This is a genomic window from Anabaena sp. PCC 7938, from assembly GCF_049315035.1.
Lineage (GTDB): Bacteria > Cyanobacteriota > Cyanobacteriia > Cyanobacteriales > Nostocaceae > Anabaena > Anabaena cylindrica.
The window spans coordinates 652,044-668,794 of record NZ_CP186034.1; the positions used below are offsets into that span (position 1 = coordinate 652,044).

Here is a 16,751-nt window from a genome sequence, read left to right on the forward strand (position 1 = left end):
GCAAATTTTCCAGATTGTGTTTTAATAGCGAGCAATTGCTTTTCGTTCTCTTTTCGATAACTCCTCACTCATGCAACTCACACACAAAACCAATCTTTTCCAAGCAAGCTGGCTTTTATCCAGTTTTTTAAGTGTTTTCCTATTTGGTTCAACCGTCAAAGCAGCCACTATTGCTAGTTGGTATTTTGACAGTAACCGTAATCATCTCAAGTTCTCCACAGATGAACAGGTACAACCGCAAGTACAGCTTGCTAACCCTAATCGTTTAGTTATTGACTTACCAGGAGTTACTCTGGGATATTCTCCAGTTAGTCAAAGGGTGGGGGTAATAATTAGAGAAGTAAAAATAGCACAAGTTAACCCAGGGAATACTCGCATAGTAGTTACCTTAGCACCTGGTTATACTTTCGACCCTGCACAGGTCAAACTGCAACAAGAATCAGTTAATAATTGGTCTGTGCAGTTACCCAAGCCCATCAAACAAAATTTAAGCAGGCTAAATCGTCCTCAAATTCAGGTTTCCCCTACTGTTAAAAAATCAGCTAATCTTTCTGTACGTTTACCTAAACCTATCACGAGGCTAAATACCCCAGAAATTAAGGCTTCGCCAAATCTTTCTGAGAGTAAGCTGTTTGCTGGCGTGGTTCCCTTACATTCGCCTATGAAGGGTTTAGAACCGCAGATTAAAGCGTTAATGAATCGTTACAGTTTTCTGCAAACGGGGATGTTCTTTTTGGATTTGGATAATGGTGATTATTTAGATATCGGGGGCGATCGCGTTTTTCCAGCTGCCAGCACCATTAAACTGCCTATTCTGCTGGCCTTTTTTCAAGAATTAGACGCAGGTAGAGTTAGTTTAGATGACAAACTAACCATGCGGCGTGATTTAGTCACAAATGGCTCAGGAGTGATGCAATATGAGCGAGTTGGTAAAAAATATACCGCTTTGGAAACCATCACCAAAATGATCGTCATTAGTGACAACACCGCCACCAATATGATTATTGATCGCTTAGGTGGAGCAGCAAAACTCAATGGGCGTTTCCGTAGTTGGGGGCTGAAAAATACAGTTATTCGTCATCTTTTAGGCGACTTTAAAGGAACTAATACCACCAGTTCTCAAGACATGGCGCGTGCATTAGCTTTGTTAGTAAATGACAAATTAGTTTCTAGCCAAAGCAAAGAACAAGCTTTAGATATTTTACGCCATACCAAAACTCGTACATTGCTTCCAGCAGGTTTGGGAAAAGGTGCTATTATCGCTCACAAAACTGGCGACATTGGCTTTCTGATTGGTAATGCTGGATTCGTGACAATGCCTAATGGTAAACATTATCTAGCTGCAATTTTTGTCAAACGTCCTTATAAAGATGTGAGAGGTAGAGAATTTATTCGTGAAGTTTCTCGATTAGTTTATGACTATCTAAATCAACAAATCCCTGTTGCTTCACTTGATTCTGATCACAGTTTTACTAGATAGAATTGACAAATTCGTAGATATTTTCTGACTGTTTACATTTGTTGAAGAAAAAAATAGTAGCCCCCTCTCCGTTCATAGAGGGGGTTGGGGGTGAGTTTCGAGGATTGTTAAACTAATTTAACTTTATTAGCTGCCTTTGTTGCCTTTTCCCTCGCTTCTTTCTCATCAGCGCCTTTCGCCAAAGCCACACCCATGCGTCGATAGGGATGAGCAGTAGGTTTACCAAATAGCTTAATATCTACATCTTTTTCTGCTAATGCTTCAGCAACACCAGTAAAAGCAATAGAATCTGATTTTTCAGCAGCTAAAATGACTGCACTTGCCGAAAAACCTAATTGTTCAATGTGGGGAATAGGTAAGCCTAGAATTGCCCGCAGATGTAATTCAAATTCATTCAAATTTTGGGAAATTAATGTTACCATCCCTGTATCATGAGGTCTGGGAGAAAGTTCAGAAAAAATTACTTCGTCTTTAGTAATAAAAAATTCAACTCCAAAAATTCCCGCACCACCCAAGGCATCAGTAACTTTTTTTGCTATCTCTTGAGATGCTAATATTTTATCTTCAGAAATAGCTGCTGGTTGCCAAGATTCTTGATAATCGCCTCTTTCTTGGCGGTGTCCAATAGGAGAACAGAAAATTGTTGGTGCATCCCACTGTTTAATTGTGAGTAAAGTAATCTCGATTTCAAAGTTAATAAACTCCTCTACAATTACTTTTTGACTATCACCACGAGAATTAGAAATAGCATAATTCCAAGCTTTCTCAACTTCTATTCTATTTTGTACCACAGATTGACCTTTTCCCGAAGATGACATCACAGGTTTAACAACATTGGGAAAGCCAATTTGATCAGAAATGGCAATTAATTCTTCTAAAGTTATTGCATAACCATATTTAGCTGTTCTAATGCCTAATTCTTGATGCGCTAATTCTCTAATTCTATCACGATTCATCGTGTAATTAGTCGCCGCAGCAGTAGGAATTACTGTAATTCTCCGTTGCTCAAATTCCTGTAATTTTTCAGTTCTAATTGCTTCAATTTCGGGAATAATAAAATCAGGCTGATGTTTGTTAACAACAGTTTCTAAATCCTCACCACTAAGCATAGAAATAACTTCTGCACAATCAGCAACCTGCATAGCGGGAGCATTTGCATAGCGGTCAACTGCAATGATATAATTACCTAAACGTTGTGCAGCAATCACAAATTCTTTGCCTAGTTCTCCTGCACCTAGCAGCATTAACTTTTGAGGTAGTTTTAGCGAATTTTTCATGAATTTATTAGGGTTATATCCATCAATAATAGAACTTAGGCAACTGGCATATTTAGTCAGGTAAGTCAGATGCTAAAAATTGGTTGATTGTTACCAAATTTTGGAATTTGACATACCCTAAAGATACGTTGACTGTGACATTTGCGTAAGTCCTAAATAATTTTAACCCACATTCAACACATTACCAGTTAGTTAAAAACGATTGTTTTAAAAAATCAAGCAAGAATCAAAGTCTATGTAACAGAATTGTCAACATTACTATTACTGTATGAACAAGCAGATAAGAGTTGGTTAATAGATTTAGAAAGTATAGAAAAAAAGTTCGTAGTCAAATACTAGAAAGTGTAAATCCAAAAAAAGGACAATCATTAGACTTTCTCCTAGCAATTTTTAGGGTAAATTTTCAGCATAAAAACCTAAATGATTGGCGACAGGGCGATCGCGCATTGGTAATTTAGTGTGGATGACTGCGTTTAATAATTTCACACCGTTATTTTTGCTATTGGTAGTGGAAATAGCCAGAGTTGTGGAACCTCCTCCATCTAAATTGAGAGCGCTGTAAACACCCAAATCCACAAATAATTTTGTCAATTCGGCTTTAGTCATCCCTTCGCTATACAAGGGTTGTTTTCCATCAACTAATACCAACCATAATTTTTTTCCTTCTTTATCTATACCAACAGCAGCACGGGGATAGGGTTTATCTATTTTCAAGTCTTTTTCTTTTGGTTCTTTCTTACTCGACGCATATTTTTGCAGATAAAAACTATTTTTGACTTGATTTTGAAATATTAATATCTCTTCACCTGCTATCCCATGAACCGTACCCGAAGGGCAATTTATACTTCCAGTAATTTGCACTCGATTATTGCGGTCAAAACATAAAATATGCCAATTTTTCTCTGGTTCAGAATAGATTTTACCATTGGAAATTAATTGCCCCAGTACAAAAGTCTGCTCACTACTGTGGGGATAGAAATCCCAAGGTGTAATTTCTCTAAATGGATGAAAATAGCTACCATTTATCGCTATTTGTAATTTATACTTAGTTAAAAATTCTGGAACTGTTTGGGCAATTGTTTCACGATCTCCAAGTTCGATTCCTGGTGTAACAAAAGGCTTGATTTTCGGTGTTGTCAGATCGATGGTAACAATATGAATTAATAAGGAGCGTGGAGTTGATTTGGTATAACGCTGATAAATAACACCTTTGAATAGCTCTCGTTTTTCATCAATGAGATTGGGGCGAAGAAAATGCAACCAATTATAATAAATTAATGGGGAAACAAGTAAAATGCCTCCAGCAAGGGTCAAGTATTTTTGTTGTTGCGAATATTGATTTAAATACCTATTTAAATATCTACGTAAATTAGCTATGATCAGCATTATTCTTAAGACTTATGCACTAAGTAGGTCGGTGTTGAAAATTGTCATTATGACAAGGTAGGAGGTAGAGGGCAGAAGGGAAAAGATTTTTGGGCAATTTTACTTTCCGTTACATATTTCGGTTTTTTGCGCCGTTCTACTTATACAAATTAATCATGATATTGATCCAGGAAAATAGAAGATTTTAGGCTCTTATAAATCATTCTTCGATCGTGCATTAAACCCATATGATAAATATGTTTTTTAGACACACATATTTTGTATTTAGTATCAATGCGTAAATTCTGATTTTTTTGATCTTTTTTCCTATTTAATCATTTTATCGTAAAAGGCATAAGGAAATGTGACCTCCTGATAAATTTAATTGATGTGTGAAAAATTTGTTTGAGCCAACTTTATGAATCAACAAAACCGTAACTTTGTCAATTGCAACTTACAAAACCGTTCCTTTCAAGGACTCGAACTACAGGGTGCAGATTTTCGAGGTGCAGATATTCGAGGTTGTAACTTCAGTCACGCGCAGTTACAAAATGCTAATTTTTTAGGTGCCAAAATTGGTCGCAGTCCGAAGTTGACAATAATATTGATGGTAGTTACTGTATTCGTTGCGATCGCTAGTTTTATAGCCATCACGGCAATGAGTTTTGCTGTTGTTGAGAAGACACCAGAGGATATTACTTGGTCGTTTAAAATCGCTTTATTTGTCAGCTTGGTAGTAGCCGGATTGAGTAGCGCGATCGCAAGCTTTCTCCAAAATAGCTTAATTTGGCAACGATTGATGAAAATTATCTCAGGTGCCGCATCAGCAGCATTATTGGGTTTTTATTACGGTGGTAGCAGCACAGATAACAATCCTCAATTAGCGATCGCATCCGCAGCAATAGCTGCAATAGTTTCTGCGGCTATCTGTTTTATACTTGGTTCCCCATCTCCAGGTTTTTTGGGAAAAATTATGGGAAATACCCTGACCAATATTGCGATCGCTATGGTTGGGTCAATCAATAATTATGGATTAGCGTTTTTAATTAGTAGTTTGTCAGCCATTTATTTAAGTTCGGGAAATTTCCTACTGGGAATATTTTATATAATTCTGGCCTTAATTATGGTTGGAATGAGTTTGTTGTGTTTTACTCAAGTCATCAAAGAAATTAATAGCGTTGGTATAACCTCATTTCAATATGCAAATTTATTGGATACAAAATTCGACTAACTGAATTTTTCCTTATTTTTCCTTTTAATCTGGCGATGGCATCTATAGGTGAGTAGGAATAAGCTTTTGAGGAAGATTTAAGACGGGATTAATTTTGTCGATTCGTAATTCTTAAAATTTGGTGAAGTATGAGATGTTAAATTTAGCCTTGTACGGGATTTTCATAGCAAGAAATAATGATGCATTTTTATGTTCTCCATATTAATTTTATTACAAAATTTAACCGCCGATAAACACTTGTACCGACGGTTGTAGGTTGGTAATATTTTACTTTTAATCGTGCATTATGACCTTCCTGCTAATAATGCCTTGGTTGCCGATTCACCTAAAACATTCACTTGTCTTGTTAATTGGAAGTTTAACAAAGCTAGAACAGTAAATTCAGCTAGTAATGCCATGAAAATTGTCGTAGCTTCAGAGTATTCTATGGCTGCCCAAGGAAAGGTAGAAAATAGCCAAATAGTTGGATTTTTGGAAGCGTAGATACCAAGAAATTGGAAAATAATGGGTGGTAAAAACATTACTACAGCCACAGTACCAATTGCAAAGATATGGCGCTTGGGATTTTTCATCAGTAACATTAACTGAGCAATAGTAGCGCAAATCATCATTAAACTAACAGATAAAGCGACAGCTAAAATTGCTTTAAGCTTCCCAAAATTGCTAGTGGATAAATCTTCTGGTAAGAGTGAAATCCAACCCATCAAAGGTATAGTAGCAATTACTAAGTTAATTGCTATTGCCATTAATGCAGGGCTTTTTTCGCCTGAAAATAAATCTTGCCATAAAGATTTATTTCTATGATTTTGGTGTCGATACCTTGCCCAATCTTGGACAGTTTGCCGATGAGGTGAGAGAATAGCAATTAAGCAAAGAACTAAAGCTAAGTTGAGAAATGCTATTACAGCAATCATCTCAGCATCTTGTTTGCTTCTTTCAATGTCTTGCATTGCTAATCCGACAAACATGAACTGAGAAAAAGCTATAAATAAATAACTTTGTCCCTTGCTTAAGATAGTGGCATTGGGATTACGGAAGCAGCGTTTCATTGCTTGCCAAATACCGTAGGTGCAAATTCCATAATTGATTAAATGAATTCCAACTAAGCTAACTAAACTTTTTCCAATTGGTACATAGAAAATCTGCAAATTTTCCATTGCAGAACCGTTATATACACGAAACAAGTTAGGAAACAGATAAGCCGTAATCTCCCAAGGGCTGAACAATCGAAACCAAGCCAAAGGATTATTGATATTAGTGTAAGACGATGCTAATGTCATTGTCAGAAATAAGAACAGGAGAATAGCACCGCTACCTAACCAAGGTTGAAAGCTGCTAAACCAGCGACTAACTAAACCAAATAGAAGTGCAGCACTGTAAAAGAAAATGCTACTAGCAGCCAGAATTGTGTAGTAACTGACAATATAACTAGAGGCAATTTTAGCAGAATGTCCAGCCCAGAAATGTAGAGGAATTGCTGTCAAGACAAAGAGATAAATTAAGCTTGGTACTCCGAGAATTTTTCCAGTCAAAATAGTAGTTTCTGACTGTGGACTGAGGCGAATAAAATTCAGTGTTCCACGTTGTTCTTCTTTGGCTAAGTCGCTAATTAGTGAATAAGTCCCAGCGACTAATAGTGTAAAAACAAAGATGACACTAAATGTTAAAAAGAAGTATTCCCAATGATCTCTCCACCACAATTGCCAGTTAATTTGATCGGGGGGACAAATATTCTGGGATAAATAATTCTGCAAGTTAGTTATTTGTGTTCCAACTTGCTTAACCTCTGCTTCCAATTTTGGAATTATGGTATTGTCTGATAATTTAATTTGTCGATAGTTAGCTATTTTTTGGTAAAGTATTTCTTGCTGATGGAAAAGTTGTTGTTCTTGGTTTTGATATCCTTGTTTCAAAGTACAATAATTTGCCCTGAGAGAGTATTTGTCATCGGGAAATTCTCGTAATTGAAATAGAAAAACTATAAGTTGCAGTAGGAAGGATGATGCAACAGCAATTAGGACATTAAAAGGTTTAAATCGTCCTTTCAGTTCTCGGAATAGTTGGGGATTCCATTCACCTACTCTGTCTATAAAATTGAGCATCATAGAAAAAATCTCCAAAATTTAAAACTGAGAATTATTAACTAATTAGGATGCTTGTTTATGACCTAATTTAAGGAAAATAGTTTCTAGGTCTTCTTGGGTGCAGTGAAAGTCAGTTAAGGGTATACCTGTACTGATAAGCGATCGCAATAATTCAGCGCCATCTTCCTGTGTTCCCGAAAAATTCACCCGCACACTATTTTTACTAGGTATTACTTCCCACTCTTCCACCAAGGGATAATTTTTAAGTTCACTCACCAATGCATCTATGTTGCCCAAAGTTGATATTAAAATCTGCTGTCGGGCTAAACGTTGATAAAGTTGTTGTAGTGAGGCACTTTCTACCAGAAATCCTAGTTCCATGATGCCCACGGAGGTACACAACTCCGCTAAGTCGCTAAGAACATGGGAAGAAATTAATATTGTCATTCCCGCTTCTCGCAAAGCTTTGATAATTTCCCGAAACTGCATTCTCGCAATGGGATCAAGACCAGAAACCGGTTCGTCTAGAAGTAGTAAAATTGGTTCGTGGATTATGGTGCGGGCTAAACTTAAACGCTGTTTCATCCCCCGTGAGAGGGTAGAAATTATGCTGTTACGCTTATTACCAAGTTGGATGAGTTCTAAAACTTCGTGTAGACGTTGTGTGCGACGTGGTTCCCGCAAGCGATATAAACGAGCAAAATAATCTAGATAATCCCAAACTGTTAAATCTTCATAGAGTGGGTAGTCATCAGGTAAATAACCCAGGTGACGCTTGAGGTTGGAGTTGCTTTGATCACGAAGTAAGGGAACACCATTAATATAAATCTCTCCTGTAGTTGGTTCTTCTGCTGCGGCTAACATTCTAATTAAAGTTGTTTTACCTGCACCATTGGGGCCAATTAATCCGTAAACTTCGCCCATCTGAATTTCTAAGTCAACATCGTTCACTGCAACGTGTCGTTCAAATTGCTTAGTTAATCCACGGGTACTAATTGCTATTTCTTTTACCATCACGGCTGAGATGCGGCTTGTGTTTAACAGTTAAGCTAACCTTTCTCTACAGCGGTTATCAGAATGGTTTCGGAAATGGAAACGGGCTTGATGAAAACTACACATACAGCAGGAGTTAGGAGTTAGGAGTTAGGAAGAAGGAAGAAGGAAGAAGAAGTAAAACTGGCTTGGTGTATGGCTTTGAATTTAGATTCTGTGCCTCGTTGATCTGCAATCCGCTGTATCTAAATAAAACAGGTAAGGCATTTGCCTCACCTACTGTTAAGTTTCATCACTTAAATTTTGAGATGAAATTATTGATTTTATATTTTAGTATCGGGTTTTATTAACCTATTTCTGATGGCATGGAGATCAAAAGGTTTCCTCCATTTGGAGATGAACCATTGACTGTATAACGCTGTTCGGGAACTGGATAACCAGCTTCACCAAAGCTTTCACGGATGATTTTATTAGTGTCGAAATACACTTGCCAGTAGTGATCATTATTGCAATATGGACGTACTGCTAGAACGGGGCCAGCCAAGTTAAAGGTGAGAATTTCTATATCTGGTGCTGGATCTGTAAGCACGTTAGGGATTTGGCTGATTCTGGTTTTCAACAGTGCGATCGCTTGATTATGATCAACATCATGAGCTAGTTGAGCCAATAGATCAACACGACGGTAAGGATTAGCGGAATAATTCTGGATATTATCAGCAAATATTTTGTTATTTGCCACAATCGTCATCACATTATCTGGTGTGTTTAAAGTAGTTGTAAAAAGTCCAATTTCCACAACTGTTCCTGTTACACCTCCTGCTGTAATAAAATCGCCAACTTTGAAGGGTTGGAAAATAATTAAAAATGCACCTGCGGCAAAGTTTGCTAACAATCCTCCCCATGCAGCACCAATAGCAATACCAACCGCAGCCAGTAATGCAGCAAAGGAGGTTGTTTCTACACCAAAAAAGCCAAGAATTGCCACAACCAAAACAATTCTTAATGTTATGGCAATGATATTTAACAGATAGCTAATGAGTGTTGGCTCAACGCTTTGGCTTCTGAATACACGTCTTAATCCTTTTATCCCAAACTCAATTAATTTTTGGCCAATTATCCAGAGAAGAATTGCACCGACAACTTTGAGTCCAACTGTAGTTAACAGTTCGGCAGCCACTTTGCCAATCTGCTGGAAATCCATAAATTATTCTGTTGTTTATGTATTTAACACAATCAAAATACAGCTAATTAGAGTAAAAAGGCGTATAGATATATTTTTTTAATTTTTTAACAGAACTTTGTTTAAAATTGGCAATATTTCTTAATTATTCCAATATTAAGCAAAAGAAAAATTATCTTGGTACGATTTCTAGGTATGATATTTAGTCCACCTCAATTTTTACATCATCAAATTTAGCTATGACTCAGAACTACCGTATTACACTACTTCCCGGTGATGGCATTGGCCCCGAAATTATGGCCGTAGCGGTAGACGTGCTGAAAGTCGTCGGACAACATTTTGATATTCGGTTTGAATTTCAAACAGCTTTGATTGGTGGTGCTGCAATTGACGCAACAGGTGAACCCCTACCATCTGCTACCTTGGATATGTGCCGCGATAGCGATGCCGTCTTACTTGCTGCTATTGGTGGTTACAAATGGGATTCTCTACCCTCTCATTTACGCCCAGAAGCAGGTTTATTAGGACTACGTGCAGGTTTAGAACTTTTTGCAAATTTGCGTCCTGCGAAAATTTTACCCCAGTTAATTGATGCTTCCACCTTAAAACGGGAAGTAGTGGAAGGCGTAGATATTATGGTGGTGCGGGAACTCACCGGTGGGATTTATTTTGGTAAGCCTAAGGGCATTTTTGCTACAGAAACAGGTGAGAAACGTGGTGTAAATACGATGGTTTACACCGAATCAGAAATTGACAGAATTGGCAAAGTAGCTTTTGAAACAGCACGGAAACGGGGAGGAAAACTCTGTTCGGTAGATAAAGCTAATGTATTAGAAGTGTCTCAACTGTGGCGAGAATGTATCACTAAACTTTCCGCAGAATATCCAGATATTGAACTATCTCATTTATATGTTGATAATGCAGCAATGCAGTTAGTACGCGCTCCCAAACAATTTGACACAATTGTGACAGGGAATTTATTTGGTGATATTCTTTCTGATGCGGCGGCTATGCTCACTGGTAGTATTGGGATGTTGCCTTCTGCGAGTTTGGGTGCTTCTGGCCCTGGTGTCTATGAACCCGTTCATGGTTCAGCCCCAGATATTGCTGGACTTGATAAAGCTAACCCTTTAGCACAGATTTTGAGTGCAGCGATGATGTTACGTTATGCCTTAAATCAACCAGAAGCGGCGGATTTGATTGAAAATGGAGTGTTACAAGTTTTACAACAAGGCGATCGCACAGGAGATATTATGTCTGAAGGCATGAATCTTTTGGGTTGTCGCGCTATGGGCAATGCATTGATTCAAATCCTAGAAGCAAAATAATTTCCTCATTTAACGTTGAGGATTTTAACATTCTTTGCGGGAAGTTTCGGATAAACTAGAAGCAAATCTATAAATCACATAAACACCAATAGTGTACGTTGCACAACAAGGACAGGCGAATTTTCCCGCCCCAAAAAACCAGATGCCTTTGGTTGATCCCACCATTATTAAAGCCGCTGGATACATCTACTATACCTACTGTGAAGTACATCCCGAAATTGTTGGGCAACCTTCAGGAGTAGCAATTAGTCTAGTAACTCATCGGGGTAAGGTGATTTTTACTCAACATCCAGTACTATTGCCACAAGAATGTTTTATACCATTGAATCAGATAGAATCGTATATGTACTAATAATAGAGAATAGGGAATAGGGGGAGAAACTAAACCGGTTATAACTTGAAAGCCATAGTTTTTTGGGAATTAGGGTAAAGCTCAGAACTCAACCCAGAACTGAATAATATACTCTACTTAAAAACTCCAGGTTTCAAAATGGACGGTTTAACCACTGACTAATAACTCATGAACAAAATACTATATGGACATTTTGATCTTCGTCCCTGCGAGTATCATTGTCTTTGCTTTAGGTGCATCAATTGGTAGCTTTATCAATGTTGTAGTTTATCGTCTACCCGCTGGATTATCAGTACTTTGGCCACCTTCTCGTTGCCCTCATTGCTTAAACAAGCTCAAATCTTACGATAACGTACCGGTCTTGGGTTGGTTGTGGTTAAAAGGGCGATGCCGATATTGTAAAAGCAAGATTTCTCGCCGTTATCCCTTAGTCGAGGGGATAACAGGCATCATATTTTTAATCGTATTTTGGGTTTTTCAATTTTCAATTTTAACCATCGGTTATTGGGCTTTTTGTAGTTGGTTATTGGCACTATCCCTTGTAGATTGGGATACAATGACCTTACCTAACCCACTGACTCAATCCGGGTTGATATTGGGCTTAATCTTTCAAATGGGTGTTGGTTTTCTATCAACAAATAGCTGGGTAGGGGTGGGAAACTACTTAATGCTTGGTATATTCGGTGCAGTCATGGGTTTATGGTTGTTTGATGGTATCTCAATTCTTGGTTCCCTAGCCTATGGTCAAGCTGTTATGGGTGCAGGTGATGCCAAATTAGCAGCCATGATGGGAGCTTGGTTAGGTTGGAAGTATTTATTAATAGCTGGTTTTATGGCTTGCACCTTGGGAGTTTTAGTAGGTGGAGGCGCAATTATGCTGTCACGTCATAAAATAGGACAAAAGATGCCTTTTGGGCCTTTCTTAGCTATGGGAGCGGTAATTGCTGTTTTCAGCGGTGAAACTATTTTGTCGCATTACCTGCGTTTGTTTCTTCCTGTATCTTGAAAACAATATGAATGTAACCTTCATTACCCCATTTGCTCTTTATATTTTGGTAATATTAGCTTATGACTAGTATTACGCTCCCCAAATATGCAGTTGAATAATACAACTAATGGCATACATTCTGACTGCTAGTCAACTAGCAAAATCCTGATTATTGGGGATAAAAAGGTATTCTAATTGGGGATTTTGATTCTTAAGGCTTTGCCAATACCTTGATATAATAAAGTCCACTAAGACGGCAGTAATAGACTTAATTATTGGCAAAATCATTGTTATTAAACTGACAAGCTAAAATAGGCTCCCATCGGGTTTGACTTGCTAAAAAGGGCAATTTTGATGATGTAGTCAAACAATTTTTTACACCCACCTGAAAAGCGGGTAAGGTCAATCTCAAATCTAAAATTCTAAATTGATTGACCTGTTTGTGACCTAGTACCTACTTAAATAAGATAAAAATGGCAAACAACGAAGAATCACGCGGTTTAAAGTCTTTATTTGATTGGTTTGCAAATCGGCGGAAATCAGGATCTACCAGCTTAGAACGCCAAGAAAGGGAAATTGCTGATGGTTTGTGGCATAAATGCCCTAAATGTGGTGTTTTAAGTTATGCAAAAGACCTGAAAGCCAATCAAATGGTTTGTGTGGACTGTGGTCATCATAATCGGATAGATAGCGATGAACGTATCCGTCAATTGATTGATGCAAATACCTGGAAACCTTTAGATGAGCATTTGCGACCGACAGATCCCTTACAATTCCGCGATCGCAAACTTTATAGCGATCGCTTGCGGGAAACCCAAGAAAAAATTGGTTTAATAGATGCAGTCAAAACAGGTATAGGTCAAATTAACGGTTTACCCATCGCTTTGGGAGTCATGGACTTCCGCTTTATGGGTGGTAGCATGGGTTCCGTTGTCGGTGAAAAACTCACCCGCATGATTGAACAAGCCACACAACGCCGCTATCCTGTAGTTATCATCTGCACATCCGGCGGTGCGAGAATGCAAGAAGGAATGCTCTCCTTAATGCAAATGGCCAAAATATCCGCAGCTTTACAACGCCATCAAGATGCCCGTTTATTATACATTCCCATTTTAACTAATCCCACCACAGGAGGCGTTACAGCCAGTTTTGCCATGTTGGGTGATATCATCATTGCTGAACCAAAAGCCACAATCGGTTTTGCTGGTAGACGAGTCATTGAACAAACCTTGAGAGAAAAACTACCCGAAGATTTCCAAACCGCTGAAGATTTACTCAAGCATGGGTTTGTGGATGATATCGTCCCCCGTACCCAATTAAAGAACACTTTGACACAGCTAATTGCTTTACACCAGCCAATACCAACTGCACCCAATATGGTTCTGTGGGAAACCATGAGTTTGACTTCTACTGTTGCGGAGTAGGTTGGGGAAGAGGCAGGGGAGCAGGGAGCAGGGGGCAGGGGGCAGAGGAGTAATATTTATGTTTCTTTTGCCTTTTTCCATCTGTCACCTGTCACCTGTCACCTGTCACCTGTCACCTCTTCCCTGTTCTTTAACAAAAATCAGCGGTATTAATGCTGCTAGTCTGAATATAGTAGAGAGGGCAAATAAGCCTAATAAACCGCCAAAATGCGGAGATTGGGCGATAAAACCGCCAATCGTTGTCCCTAATGCACCAGTGACTCCAGCAATAGCAGCTGCGATCGCAAAATAGATAGACTGATTCCTAACAGGTGTAATCCCAATTTGCATATTGTTATTACATAAATCCACCCCCGCCCCAGTACCACCCACAAAAATATGTAATAGTGGTAGCCACAACCAAACATCTAAATTACTATTACTAATTCCGAACCACAGCAAAGGCGTAACAGCCACAATAATCCCCACAAATATCAAGATTGGGCGATTTCCCACCTTATCTGCTAACTTACCCCACAGCACAAACATCAGCAAATTTGCCCCCGCTTGCAAACTACTATAAACCGTTACCCAACCCACATCTATATTTAAAGTTTCTAGCAAATAAAGATTAACAAAAGGGGCGCAGAGATTAAAAGCCAACATCCATAAACTGAAATACAGTATAAATATCCAAAAATTAGAGTTTTGCCAAATTTTATCGTCCCATTGCTTTTGAGGAACTGATACCGTATCACTAATAGTTATTTCACCCAATTCGATCTTGCTGCTTACCGAAGAATTAACTATACAAGTATTTTGTAATTGGGGATTAACATCAATTTTGAAATACTGACATCCCAAACTAACTAACCCAAACAAAATCCCTACAAACAAAATCACCCCATAACCTTGGAGAGTTCCCCCATACCAATGGGAAACAGCTAACCCAGCTAAAGGAACACACAACAAATTAGTCAAACTGGTAGCACTATTGCGGATTCCAAAATATCTCCCACGCAAACGTCGGGGAACAATTATTGCTAACCAACTCATCCAAGATGCGCTTCCTAGCCCACCTGAAAGATGACTAAAAAAAACGATTAACAGAGTTAATATCACCAACTGCTGAGAATTTATAACTCCCCAACTTGTACCGATAATACCTATTACTAAAATCAGCCACAATAGCCGAGAAATCCCATAAACAAGCGCAGAATACTGAAAACGGCTAGTAGTGCGTTCTGAAATATAAGCACCCAACGGCTGAATCAGATTTACCAGCATGGGAATCGAGGAAAGCATTCCAAAAATAACTGGACTAGCGTCCAACTCTACCAAAAAGTTACCAAGTAAAATCCCCCCAGTAGTAATAGAAAAAATCGCTGCAAAAATAGCATCTAAAGTAGATGCCTGCAAACTGGTACGAATAGCATTTTTAGGAAAACGAAAGCTAGGTTGAGATTGAGAAGATAGGACTGTTGTTAATGACTCAATCTGAGGAATTTCCAGATTTAAAGATGCAACCGTTTCAACTTGAACAGAGTCCATAAGTTATCATCTACAGATGTCGCAACATAGCACAAATTTAGTAAATGACAATTATTTGTTATTTTATCTACTATTTCTCAACAAAAATTTAGATTAGTTAAATATCAGTCCTGAGTTACAGCAGATGTAAGAAAATAAAGAAAAACTTTTATCTGTCTGTGAACAAACGTAAATGGTTATATTTTTGGGCATTAGTAACAGCAACTATTTTTATTAGTTGTCACCTTCTACCACCAACCAGTACATCATCAGTCACCATTAAACTCAGTGGTTGGGGCGGTTCCCCTGTAGAACAAAAACTCCTTAAACAGGTATTACAAAACTTTGAAGCCAAACATCCAACTATCAAAGTTAAATATGAAGTAATTTCTGATCAATACATGGATGTAATTAAAACCCGTTTAATCGGAGAAGCCGCACCAGATGTATTTTATCTAGATGCGTTAGAAGCTCCTTTTTTGATGAATCAAAATGTTTTAGAACCTCTAGATAGTTACATTAAACCTGAATTTGATTTAGCTGACTTTGAAAAGAATTTACTGAATATATTTAAATACCAAAATCATATTTACGGTCTTCCTAAAGACTATTCCACATTAGCCTTATTTTATAACAAAAAAGCTTTCAATCACTCAGGTTTAAAAAGTCCCCCAACGACTTGGGATGAATTACGCCGCTATTCTCAGAGATTAACAGGAAAAGTTAATAAATATGGCTTTGGAGAAAGTCCAGAATTAGCACGTCAGGCTTATAAAATTAAAGCTTTTGGTGGAAAATTAATTGATAAAAATGGTTATGCAGCTTTTGCTAATGAAGCAGCCTTAAAAGGTTTAAATTTGGTAATAGAGCAATATCGAAAAAAACAAACTTCAGCCCTTTCTTCTGATGTTGGTGCTAGTTCTGGTAGTGATATGTTTGGTCAAGGTAAAGTATCAATGGTGATAGAAGGTAACTGGGCTATTCCTTACCTTCAAGAAACCTTCCCGCAGATAGATTTTGCAACAGCAGAAGTCCCAAAAATTAATAATAAAAAAGGCACAATGGTTTATACTGTTGCCTATGTAATGAATAAACAAACAAAGCATAAAAAAGCAGCTTGGGAATTAATTTCTTACCTCACCGGCAAAGAAGGAATGACAAAGTGGACAAGAACAGGTTTCGCTTTACCAACTCGTAAATCTGTAGCGTCAAAATTGGGTTACGATCAAGATCCTTTAAGATCTGCTTTAGTAGCGGGAGTTAATTACGCTACTCCTTGGCAAGTAGGGGAGTATCCAGCAGCAATTGTGAATAATTTTGATAATCAGTTTTTGAGTGCTTTGTTGGGGGAACAGCCATTAAATCAGGCGATGTTGAGGGCGCAGAATAACGCTAATCAGCAGATTAAAATGATGGAATAGTAGGTTGGGTTGAGGAAGGAAACCCAACATTTAAATACAATATTGATGATTGTGTTGGTTTAAGCAAAGCGCAACCCAACCTACATTTTTATTCTTCTACTACCAAATTTAGGTTGAGT

General features: G+C 38.0%; 13 protein-coding genes and 1 pseudogene. 8 read left to right on the forward strand and 6 right to left on the reverse strand.

Features of this window, described 5'->3' with window-relative positions; translation table 11 throughout:
- Window positions 1-70 precede the first annotated feature (70 nt).
- A complete protein-coding gene (locus ACOWPH_RS03235; protein ID WP_015213979.1) occupies window positions 71-1,480 on the forward strand; it encodes a serine hydrolase in 1,410 nt (469 codons plus the stop codon).
- A gap of 107 nt (window positions 1,481-1,587) precedes the next feature.
- Here the strand turns inward: ACOWPH_RS03235 and purT are convergent, their stop codons facing one another.
- A complete protein-coding gene (purT, locus tag ACOWPH_RS03240; protein ID WP_015213980.1) occupies window positions 1,588-2,757 on the reverse strand; it encodes a formate-dependent phosphoribosylglycinamide formyltransferase in 1,170 nt (389 codons plus the stop codon).
- A 201-nt stretch (window positions 2,758-2,958) separates the two neighbouring features.
- Here purT and ACOWPH_RS03245 point away from each other — a divergent pair.
- Window positions 2,959-3,113 (forward strand): annotated as a pseudogene (locus ACOWPH_RS03245) (ISKra4 family transposase); the annotation flags it as partial.
- A 34-nt stretch (window positions 3,114-3,147) separates the two neighbouring features.
- On the opposite strand, the gene ACOWPH_RS03250 reads toward ACOWPH_RS03245, so the two are convergent.
- The gene (locus ACOWPH_RS03250; protein ID WP_015213981.1) at window positions 3,148-4,143 is read right to left on the reverse strand and encodes a phosphodiester glycosidase family protein; all 996 of its coding nucleotides are present in this window, start codon (window positions 4,141-4,143) and stop codon (window positions 3,148-3,150) included.
- Between the two features lie 397 nt (window positions 4,144-4,540).
- Here ACOWPH_RS03250 and ACOWPH_RS03255 point away from each other — a divergent pair, with 397 nt between their 5' ends.
- Window positions 4,541-5,353, forward strand: coding sequence for a pentapeptide repeat-containing protein (locus ACOWPH_RS03255; protein ID WP_015213982.1), 813 nt, complete (start codon window positions 4,541-4,543; stop codon window positions 5,351-5,353).
- A gap of 284 nt (window positions 5,354-5,637) precedes the next feature.
- Here the strand turns inward: ACOWPH_RS03255 and ACOWPH_RS03260 are convergent, their stop codons facing one another.
- From ACOWPH_RS03260 to ACOWPH_RS03270, 3 genes are all read right to left on the reverse strand, one after another.
- The gene (locus tag ACOWPH_RS03260; protein WP_015213983.1) at window positions 5,638-7,458 is read right to left on the reverse strand and encodes an ABC transporter permease subunit; all 1,821 of its coding nucleotides are present in this window, start codon (window positions 7,456-7,458) and stop codon (window positions 5,638-5,640) included.
- A 42-nt stretch (window positions 7,459-7,500) separates the two neighbouring features.
- Entirely contained in the window at window positions 7,501-8,451 is a 951-nt protein-coding gene (locus ACOWPH_RS03265; RefSeq protein WP_015213984.1) for an ABC transporter ATP-binding protein, read from the reverse strand.
- A gap of 325 nt (window positions 8,452-8,776) precedes the next feature.
- Window positions 8,777-9,631 carry a mechanosensitive ion channel family protein gene (locus ACOWPH_RS03270; RefSeq protein ID WP_015213985.1) on the reverse strand — a complete coding sequence of 285 codons (855 nt, stop codon included), beginning with the start codon at window positions 9,629-9,631 and terminating at the stop codon, window positions 8,777-8,779.
- Window positions 9,632-9,849: 218 nt separating this feature from the next.
- Between ACOWPH_RS03270 and leuB the strand changes: the two genes are divergently transcribed.
- The 4 genes from leuB (at window position 9,850) to accD (ending at window position 13,702) form a co-directional block, all read left to right on the forward strand.
- Window positions 9,850-10,938: a 3-isopropylmalate dehydrogenase gene (gene leuB / locus ACOWPH_RS03275; RefSeq protein ID WP_015213986.1), complete on the forward strand. Its 1,089-nt coding sequence runs from the start codon at window positions 9,850-9,852 to the stop codon at window positions 10,936-10,938.
- Between the two features lie 91 nt (window positions 10,939-11,029).
- Window positions 11,030-11,290: a hypothetical protein gene (locus ACOWPH_RS03280; protein WP_015213987.1), complete on the forward strand. Its 261-nt coding sequence runs from the start codon at window positions 11,030-11,032 to the stop codon at window positions 11,288-11,290.
- A 184-nt stretch (window positions 11,291-11,474) separates the two neighbouring features.
- On the forward strand, window positions 11,475-12,296 hold the full coding sequence (locus ACOWPH_RS03285; protein ID WP_015213988.1) for a prepilin peptidase: 822 nt from the start codon (window positions 11,475-11,477) through the stop codon (window positions 12,294-12,296).
- A gap of 455 nt (window positions 12,297-12,751) precedes the next feature.
- Window positions 12,752-13,702 (forward strand): acetyl-CoA carboxylase, carboxyltransferase subunit beta, encoded by a 951-nt coding sequence (accD, locus tag ACOWPH_RS03290; RefSeq protein ID WP_015213989.1) that lies wholly within the window; start codon window positions 12,752-12,754, stop codon window positions 13,700-13,702.
- Window positions 13,703-13,807: 105 nt separating this feature from the next.
- On the opposite strand, the gene ACOWPH_RS03295 is transcribed toward accD, so the two are convergent.
- Window positions 13,808-15,232 carry an MFS transporter gene (locus ACOWPH_RS03295; protein WP_015213990.1) on the reverse strand — a complete coding sequence of 475 codons (1,425 nt, stop codon included), beginning with the start codon at window positions 15,230-15,232 and terminating at the stop codon, window positions 13,808-13,810.
- A gap of 158 nt (window positions 15,233-15,390) precedes the next feature.
- Between ACOWPH_RS03295 and ACOWPH_RS03300 the strand changes: the two genes are divergently transcribed.
- Window positions 15,391-16,632: an ABC transporter substrate-binding protein gene (locus ACOWPH_RS03300; protein WP_015213991.1), complete on the forward strand. Its 1,242-nt coding sequence runs from the start codon at window positions 15,391-15,393 to the stop codon at window positions 16,630-16,632.
- The last annotated feature ends 119 nt before the right edge of the window (window positions 16,633-16,751 follow it).